Origin of the sequence: Sphingobacterium sp. 1.A.5 (assembly GCF_002734235.1) — a bacterium.
GTDB classification, from domain to species: Bacteria; Bacteroidota; Bacteroidia; order Sphingobacteriales; family Sphingobacteriaceae; genus Sphingobacterium; species Sphingobacterium daejeonense.
In genome coordinates this window covers 20,740-29,373 of record NZ_PEBA01000025.1, presented here as the reverse complement: position 1 = coordinate 29,373, position 8,634 = coordinate 20,740, and the positions used below count along the sequence as shown (strand labels likewise).

Genomic DNA, 8,634 nt, shown 5'->3' with positions numbered 1-8,634 from the left:
TATGGACTGCACTTATCGGGATCCTGCTCTTTAAGTACATCCAGAAGAAGGCAAAATACAATTGGAACCTCTCGAATCTGGTCAACTTTATCAGGATGAACATATTCGTGAAAATTGATCTGTGGAAATGGGCTGATGATCCGTTCATTTCAGGAAAACCTCCCGATAAAAAAGGACAATATGTGCTCTTTTAGTAACACACATAGGATACCTTTCCAGTAATTAACCAAATTCTTCAATTGAACACAAATGGAGAAGGATTTTTTATGCCAAAAAATTTATTTAGGACAGTACTGGTTATTTATATTAAAAATATATTAAGCCATATTGGAAAATGGAATTTTTAACAAAAGAAAATTCAATTCAATAAGTGCTATAAGTTACCTTATTGGTTAAAATTGTTTAAAAAGTCAACTAATTTTGCAACGGCCTGCGATCTATGACTAATTTTATTCTTTTCTTCCAAACTCATCTCGGCAAAGGTCTTTTCATAGCCGTTTGGAATAAAAATCGGATCGTAACCAAATCCTTCGGTTCCTGTTCTTTCATTGATGATATGTCCTTCAACAGTACCCTCAAAAAAATGTTGCTCACCATTAACAAATAGTGATATAATTGTTTTGAAGCGAGCGCTACGGTCCGCTTTACCTTCCAATTTTTCCAAAACTAGATCAATGTTTTTTTCCATATCTCTAGAACCAGAATATCTAGCAGAATAAACACCTGGTTCGCCATCTAAAGCTTTGATTTCTAAACCCGAATCATCACCAAAACAATTCACATTATATTTACTAACTAAATAATCGGTCTTTTGCTTAGCATTTTCCTCAAAGGTTACACCCGTCTCTGGAATGTCGTCTGTACATCCAATATCATTTAATGATTTCAAGATAAATTTATCTCCCACCATTTGTTGGACTTCCTCTAATTTATGCGCATTGTTTGTTGCAAATACCAGTTCCATAGCTAATAAATAAGCTTCAAAAATAGCATTCTATTATTTAAACAAGAAAGAAATAGGTAAAAACTAAAATCTTAGGATTGGATAAAAGATTTAAATTCTGTCCAGAAAAGTTTCTTTTTCTGAACATCGGCAAACATTTCCTCAAAACTAAATGTATTGAAGACGGTAGCTACCTTCCCATGCATATAAGAATTATGGGCGATTTCAGGTAATCTCAGGGAAGTTGGGTCTACTCCCAACAGTGTTATTTTTTTCGGATTAAAGAAACTCATAATGCGCTTCCATTCATTTGGATTGTGTGGATTTGCCAAGTTCAAAACCGCCACATTTTCAGCGTTTAGCTGTAGAGCACCAATGGTTTTAAGAAATGCCTCCTCTGCCTGAGGAGAAAAATATGGATAATCAGGATACCTAAGGATAAACAGCACACCTGTTGTTCTATCACCTTTATAAACAAACTCCTCAGCAGAGGATTCAAAATGCCCTTGCTGAGGAGTTGTAGTATTGCCAAGTGATTGTGTTTCCACAATCGGCATATTAGAATCAGGGATAGCAAATACCGTATCAGTCATTAAAGCCTGAATGGCTATTGGATTATCTGTAATTAGATTTTTGTCCAAAATATCCCCTTTCCTATTAAATTTCTATTGACCTAATACCCAAGCGAAGATTAAAGGAGCAACGATTGTAGCATCAGACTCCACTATAAACTTAGGAGATTCTGTATCCAATTTACCCCAAGTGATCTTTTCATTAGGAACCGCTCCTGAATAAGAACCATATGAAGTTGTTGAGTCAGAGATTTGACAGAAATAAGACCAGAAAGGAACATCATGCCACTCTAAATCTTGGTACATCATTGGGACTACACAGATAGGAAAATCTCCAGCGATACCACCGCCGATTTGGAAGAAACCAACACCTTTACCACCTGAGTTAGCACGGTACCATTCAGTTAAATAAATCATATATTCAATACCAGTTTTCACGGTATGAACGTTTAACTCACCTTTGATAACATAGGAAGCAAAGATATTACCAGTTGTAGAATCTTCCCATCCTGGACAAATAATTGGAATATTTTTTTCAGCAGCAGCTAATATCCATGAATTTTTAGGATCAATCTCATAGTATTGCTCTAAATCTCCTGAAAGAACTACTTTATACAAAAATTCGTGTGGGAAATAACGCTCACCTGCAGCTTCGGCATCCTTCCACGCTTTTTCCAAATGCGATTGAAGTCTTCTGAAAGCCTCTTCTTCAGGTATACACGTGTCAGTAACACGGTTATAATGGTTTTCCAATAATTCCCATTCATCTTGTGGAGTAAGGTCACGGTAGTTAGGAACACGCTTATAATGTGAGTGGGCTACTAAATTCATCACATCTTCTTCTAAGTTCGCACCAGTACAAGAGATGATAGCAACTTTATCTTGACGGATCATTTCTGCCAATGAAATACCTAACTCTGCAGTACTCATGGCACCAGCCAATGAAACCAACATTTTACCACCTTCAGCTAGGTGGGTTTCATAACCTTTTGCAGCATCAACTAAGGAAGCAGCATTAAAGTGAAGATAGTTTTTCTCAATAAATTGAGAAATAGGACCTCTTTGTGTACTCATAATCTTATATTCTGATAAATGTTCACAAAGGTACTCATTTATTCAAGAATACCTTAGGGTAGGTTTCGCATTTTAACATTTGTTAAAAAATCAAAATAACCTTATTTCTTCTTCAATAGTTGGGAAAACAACCAAAAGAAAAACACCACAATCACCACCAATATCAGAAGGATTATGATTTCATTAGTTCCTAAATTCCAGGTGTCATTATTCATACTATTTTAGTTTTATGCAACAGTCCATTTTTCACATTTCTCCAAAAATGCAGGATCTATATCCGCCGCAATTCCATAACCTTCTGTAATCTTAATGCTGTATCCATCATATTGAATTCCCCCAATAACAGGATCTTCCAAATGGCCTACCATGCAAGTGTCCAAATCGAAGAACTTAACGTTTGGTGCTGCATAGGCAAAATGTGTTTTTGCCGCTAATGCCAAACGACTTTCCAGCATTCCCCCAATCATACATGGAATGCCAAACTCCTGAGCAACAGATTGAATTTTCAAGGATTCTGAAATACCAGAAGATTTCGAGAATTTAATGTTAATATAATCACAGCTATCAGTTCTACATAATCTTTCAGCATCACGATGGTCATAAACAGATTCATCAGCCATAATAGGAACTATGGTTTCAGAACGTAATTGAGCTAATAAATGATCATTATAGGTACGCATGGGCTGTTCACAGAACTGGATCTTTAAAGACTCTAATCCTTGGAGCGCTTCTATTGCTTCCTCAAATGACCAACCCTGATTAGCATCAATCCTGATTGGAATATCAAATCCCACTGCCTGTCTAATAGCCTTAATTCTAGCAATATCATCTTGTGGTTTTTTTCCCAATTTTACTTTTAATGCGACCGCACCATTGTCATGGAGCAGCTTAGCCTTTGAAGCCATCTCCTCAGGACTAGCAATACCGATTGTAATATCAGTCACAATATCACGAGGCTTTCCTCCTAAGAATTCATATAAAGGCAATTCAGCTTTTTTAGCTGCAAGATCGTACAAAGCCATATCAAATGCAGATTTAATGGTGGCGTTACGAGCGATATACAGATGCAATTCAGCAAGTCTTTCTTCGATGTTCAGAGGATCTTTTCCAATCCAGATTTTGGCAAAATCCTGAGCTAAGGCTAGGCAGGTGTTTTGTGTCTCGCCCACAATCATCGGAAAAGCAGAACATTCACCAACACCATAAAGACCTTCGTCAGAGATAATTTTGATAAATGTGTTTTGAGCAAAATCCATAACCCCAGTAGCAATTACGAAAGGTTCCATAGGAATACTCAATCTATAAATTTCAATTTCTTTGATTAGCATAATTTATTAGTTGAGAAAGCAAATGTAACGAATGATATTCCATTTTTATAAAGGTTTGGCGAAACAAATACGATTTCAAAAATTTTATAGCGCTAATTTTATATTAAGTGTAATGTTTTTAAACATTTCTTATAATTATTGTAATTATTTAATGATTTTATTCATATATTAGCAAACTCGTTTGTTATTTTATCTAATTATCATATTACAATGCAGCAAGAAGGACTTTATAACCCAGCGTTTGAGCATGATGCCTGTGGAGTTGGATTCGTAGCCCACATTAAGGGTCAGAAGTCACATCAACAGGTAGCAGATGCCTTAACGATGTTGGAAAACATGGAGCACAGAGGTGCTTGTGGTTGTGATCCAGAATCAGGAGATGGTGCTGGGATCATGATTCAATTACCACATGAATTTTTATGGGAAGAATGCATTAAGCTTGGCATTCAACTTCAAGAACCAGGATATTATGGTGTAGGAATGTTATTCCTTCCTAAAGAAGAAACCATGAACAGCATCTGCCGTGAGGTAATTGCTGAAGCTGCGAAAGAAAGAGGAATGGAATTATTGGGATTTCGTACAGTCCCAGTGAACAAAGAAGGAATAGGTCCAACAGCTTTAAGTGCAGAACCTGAAATCGTTCAATTTTTTATCTCTAGACCGGCAGGTGTTGCTAATACAGAAGATTTTGAAAGAAAATTATTTGTCCTAAGACGCTTAATTATCCAAAAAATCAAACAACATCAAGAGTATCCTCTGCCTCTTTATATCGCATCCCTTTCTTGCAAAACAATTATTTATAAAGGACAATTAACAACCTATCAGGTAGGTTCATATTTTAAAGATTTAAAAGATCCTAGAGTTGTATCGGCATTTGGACTTGTACACTCGAGGTTTTCAACCAATACATTTCCATCTTGGTCACTGGCTCAGCCATTCCGCATGATTGCGCATAATGGTGAGATCAATACCTTAACAGGAAACTTGAACTGGTTTTATGCTGGAGTAAGGGCATATTCTTCGCCTTTCTTTTCTGAAGAAGAAATGGAAATCTTACTTCCTGTAGTAGACCGTGGTCAGTCTGACTCAGCTTGTTTGGACAATGTTGTTGAGCTGTTATTGCATAGTGGCCGCAGCCTTCCCCACGTTATGCTAATGCTGGTCCCTGAAGCTTGGGACGGAAACGAACAAATGGACCCGTTGAAAAAAGCATTCTATGAATATCACGCTACCTTAATGGAGCCGTGGGATGGACCTGCAGCGTTGTGTTTTACAGATGGCAAGATAATCGGCGCAACATTAGATCGTAATGGTCTTCGCCCTTTGCGGTACGCCGTTACGTCAGATGACCGAGTAGTTGTTGCTTCGGAGGCAGGAGCATTACCAATCGATGAATCTTTGATCATTAAAAAAGGAAGACAGCAACCAGGTAAAATATTTGTGGTGGATATGGAAGCTGGAAAAATCCGTTCGGATGAGGAAGTTAAGGGCGAATTAATTCGTCAACAACCTTATGGTGAATGGATCAATAATTATAAAATCAAATTAGAAGAACTTGCAGACCCTAGGGTAACATTTACTTACCTTTCTAAAGAATCTGTTTTCAAATATCAGTTATCCTTTGGCTATTCGAGAGAAGATATCGAAACGATACTCACTCCTATGGCTCTTACAGGCTATGAACCAATAGGCTCAATGGGAACTGACGTTCCTTTAGCAGTATTGTCAGATCAGCCTCAGCATATCTCAAGTTACTTCAAGCAATTTTTTGCCCAAGTAACCAACCCACCAATTGACCCGATTAGAGAAAGATTGGTAATGAGTTTGGCCACTTTTATAGGAAACTCTGGAAATATATTGGTAGAAGACAAAAAATTCTGTCACTGCGTTACACTTGAACACCCTATTTTAACTTCTAGCGAACTGGAAAAACTTCGTTCAATAGATACAGGAGTTTTCCAAGCAAAAACAATCCAAAGTTATTTCCGTGCCGATGGCAAAGCAGGTTCTCTGGAAGCTGGTTTAGAAAGGTTGTGCCGATATGCTGACGATGCCGTTCGTGATGGATTTGAAGTTATTATTCTATCTGACCGAGCAATTGACTCTCAGCACTGTGCTATCCCATCCTTATTGGCTGTTTCGGCGGTCCACCACCACCTCATCAAAACTGGCAATAGAGGCGCTGTTGGATTAGTAGTTGAAGCAGGAGACGCTTGGGAAGTGCACCACTTTGCCTGTCTATTAGCATTTGGGGCAACAGCTATCAATCCTTACATGGCCTTGGCAAGTATCCGAACAATGAAAGAAATCGGCCAGCTAGACACTGATTTGGTATGGGAAGACTTGAAAAAGAACTATGTAAAAGCGGTATGTAATGGCTTGTTGAAGATTTTCTCAAAAATGGGAATTTCAACACTTCAATCCTACCATGGAGCTCAGATATTTGAAGTATTGGGTATAGACAGCGAAGTTGTAGATAAGTATTTCTGCGGTGCTGTTTCTAGAATTGGTGGCCTGAACCTTGATGATATTGCAAAAGAAGCATTAGCTAAGCATTGGAGAGGTTTTGAGACCAGCCGAGTAGCTCCTACTTTATTGCCTGAAGGCGGTATTTATCAATGGAAAAGAAGAGGAGAAGGTCACTTATGGAACCCTCAGACCGTTCATTTATTACAACAAGCATGTAGGACAGATGATTTTTCTACATACAAGAAATACGCTTCACTGATCAACAACCAAAAAGAACGAATGTATACTTTGAGAGGGTTGTTGGACTTTGCGAAGCACCGCAGCGCTATCCCAATCGACCAAGTCGAACCGGCAAGTGAGATTATGAAACGCTTTGCAACAGGTGCGATGTCCTTTGGATCTATCTCTCATGAAGCCCACAGCACATTGGCAATAGCCATGAACAGAATTGGAGGTAAGTCCAATACTGGTGAAGGTGGAGAGGACGAAATGCGCTATCAAAAATTACCGAATGGCGATTCTATGCGTTCTGCTATTAAGCAGGTAGCCTCGGCTCGCTTTGGGGTAACCTCAAATTACCTGACACAAGCTGATGAGATCCAGATAAAAATGGCTCAAGGCGCGAAACCAGGCGAAGGTGGTCAGTTACCGGGACACAAAGTAGATGATTGGATAGCTAAAGTAAGACACTCAACTCCTGGAGTTGGATTAATATCCCCTCCTCCACATCACGATATTTATTCTATTGAAGATTTAGCACAACTGATTTTCGATTTAAAAAATGCCAACCGTCAAGCAAGAATCAATGTGAAGCTGGTCTCTAAAGCAGGAGTAGGTACAATTGCAGCCGGGGTTGCCAAAGCACATGCAGATGTAATCTTGATTGCTGGATACGATGGTGGTACTGGAGCCTCGCCTATCAGCTCTATCAAACATGCTGGTTTACCGTGGGAACTTGGTTTGGCAGAAGCACATCAAACTTTGGTATTAAACAAATTGAGAAGCCGTGTCGTTTTGCAAGCAGATGGACAAATGAAAACAGGTAGAGATCTTGTGATTGCTACTCTCTTAGGAGCCGAAGAATGGGGGGTTGCAACTGCAGCACTGATTGCAGGCGGTTGTATTATGATGAGAAAATGTCATCTGAATACCTGTCCTGTTGGTGTGGCTACCCAAGACCCAGAATTGAGAAAACTATTTTCCGGCAAACCTGAAGATGTAGTGAATCTATTCCGTTTCTTAGCTGAAGAGATGCGTGAAATCATGGCAGAGCTAGGATTTAGATCAATCAATGAAATGGTTGGAAAAGCTCAATTCCTGAAGAAAAGAGAAAACTTAGAACACTGGAAAGTAAACAAGATCAATTTCTCTGGAATTCTTCACGTAGCTCCAAATGCAAACGGTGAGACACTTTACAATACGGAAGAGCAAGACCATGGCATGAGCATGATTTTGGACTGGGGCTTATTGAATCAGTCAAAATTAGCTCTTGATTCCAAAACTCCGGTTTTCGGAACATTCCATGTAAAAAATACAGACCGGACAATAGGAACTCTATTGTCAAATGAGATCTCAAAGATTTATGGATCAGAGGGTCTGCCTGACAATACCATCAACTTCAAGTTCGAGGGATCAGCTGGCCAATCATTTGGTGCATTCAATACCAAGGGAATTTCATTTGAACTTGAGGGCGAAGCCAATGACTACGTTGGAAAAGGACTTTCTGGAGCGCAATTAGCAATTTACCCAGCAAAAGAGAGTGGATTGGTACCTCAAGACAATATCATAATAGGAAACGTGGCCCTATATGGCGCTACATCGGGACATCTATTTATTAATGGAAAAGCAGGCGAGCGTTTTGCAGTAAGAAACTCTGGTGCGACCGCAGTAGTAGAAGGTGTTGGAGATCATGGTTGTGAATATATGACCGGAGGAAGAGCACTGATATTAGGTGAAACAGGAAGAAATTTTGCCGCAGGAATGAGTGGTGGAATTGCGTGGATTTATGATATCGCAGGAACATTCAAAGAAAACTGTAATAAAGAAATGGTTGACTTGGATCCATTGGAAACAGAAGACGAAACTGCCATCATAGCCTTGTTAAAGCGACATATTCATTTAACAAAAAGTGAAAGAGCAAATTATATCTTGACCAATTGGGCGACAGAAAAGAATCGCTTTATCAAAGTATTCCCTAGAGAATATAAAAACGTTTACAACAAAAAATTAGTTACAGCATAATCAGGAG

Annotated in this window: 5 protein-coding genes and 1 pseudogene; 2 read left to right on the top strand and 4 right to left on the bottom strand. The window is 38.8% G+C overall.

Annotated features, from left to right (window positions below; translation table 11 throughout):
• Positions 1–194 (top strand): annotated as a pseudogene (locus tag CRT24_RS20890) (IS4 family transposase); the annotation flags it as partial.
• Positions 195–385: 191 nt separating this feature from the next.
• Here CRT24_RS20890 and CRT24_RS12120 read toward each other — a convergent pair.
• The 4 genes from CRT24_RS12120 to CRT24_RS12105 all read right to left on the bottom strand — a co-directional run bounded on the left by CRT24_RS12120 (position 386) and on the right by CRT24_RS12105 (position 3,917).
• On the bottom strand, positions 386–964 hold the full coding sequence (locus CRT24_RS12120; protein ID WP_099371508.1) for a non-canonical purine NTP diphosphatase: 579 nt from the start codon (positions 962–964) through the stop codon (positions 386–388).
• Between the two features lie 71 nt (positions 965–1,035).
• Positions 1,036–1,584, bottom strand: a complete 549-nt coding sequence (locus CRT24_RS12115; RefSeq protein WP_257214033.1) for a hypothetical protein — start codon at positions 1,582–1,584, stop codon at positions 1,036–1,038.
• Between the two features lie 24 nt (positions 1,585–1,608).
• Entirely contained in the window at positions 1,609–2,589 is a 981-nt protein-coding gene (locus tag CRT24_RS12110; protein WP_099371506.1) for a deoxyhypusine synthase family protein, read from the bottom strand.
• Between the two features lie 227 nt (positions 2,590–2,816).
• Complete coding sequence (locus tag CRT24_RS12105) at positions 2,817–3,917, bottom strand: mandelate racemase/muconate lactonizing enzyme family protein (RefSeq protein ID WP_099371505.1); 1,101 nt, start codon at positions 3,915–3,917, stop codon at positions 2,817–2,819.
• A 210-nt stretch (positions 3,918–4,127) separates the two neighbouring features.
• Between CRT24_RS12105 and gltB the strand changes: the two genes are divergently transcribed.
• Positions 4,128–8,627, top strand: coding sequence for a glutamate synthase large subunit (gene gltB, locus CRT24_RS12100; protein WP_099371504.1), 4,500 nt, complete (start codon positions 4,128–4,130; stop codon positions 8,625–8,627).
• Positions 8,628–8,634 lie beyond the last annotated feature (7 nt).

Bases quoted from the DNA above. Each gene is read 5' to 3' on its own strand.
- CRT24_RS12120 (WP_099371508.1), bottom strand. From the start codon at position 964: ATGGAACTGGTATTTGCAACAAACAATGCGCATAAATTAGAGGAAGTC.
- CRT24_RS12110 (WP_099371506.1), bottom strand. From the start codon at position 2,589: ATGAGTACACAAAGAGGTCCTATTTCTCAATTTATTGAGAAAAACTAT.
- CRT24_RS12105 (WP_099371505.1), bottom strand. From the start codon at position 3,917: ATGCTAATCAAAGAAATTGAAATTTATAGATTGAGTATTCCTATGGAA.
- gltB (WP_099371504.1), top strand. From the start codon at position 4,128: ATGCAGCAAGAAGGACTTTATAACCCAGCGTTTGAGCATGATGCCTGT.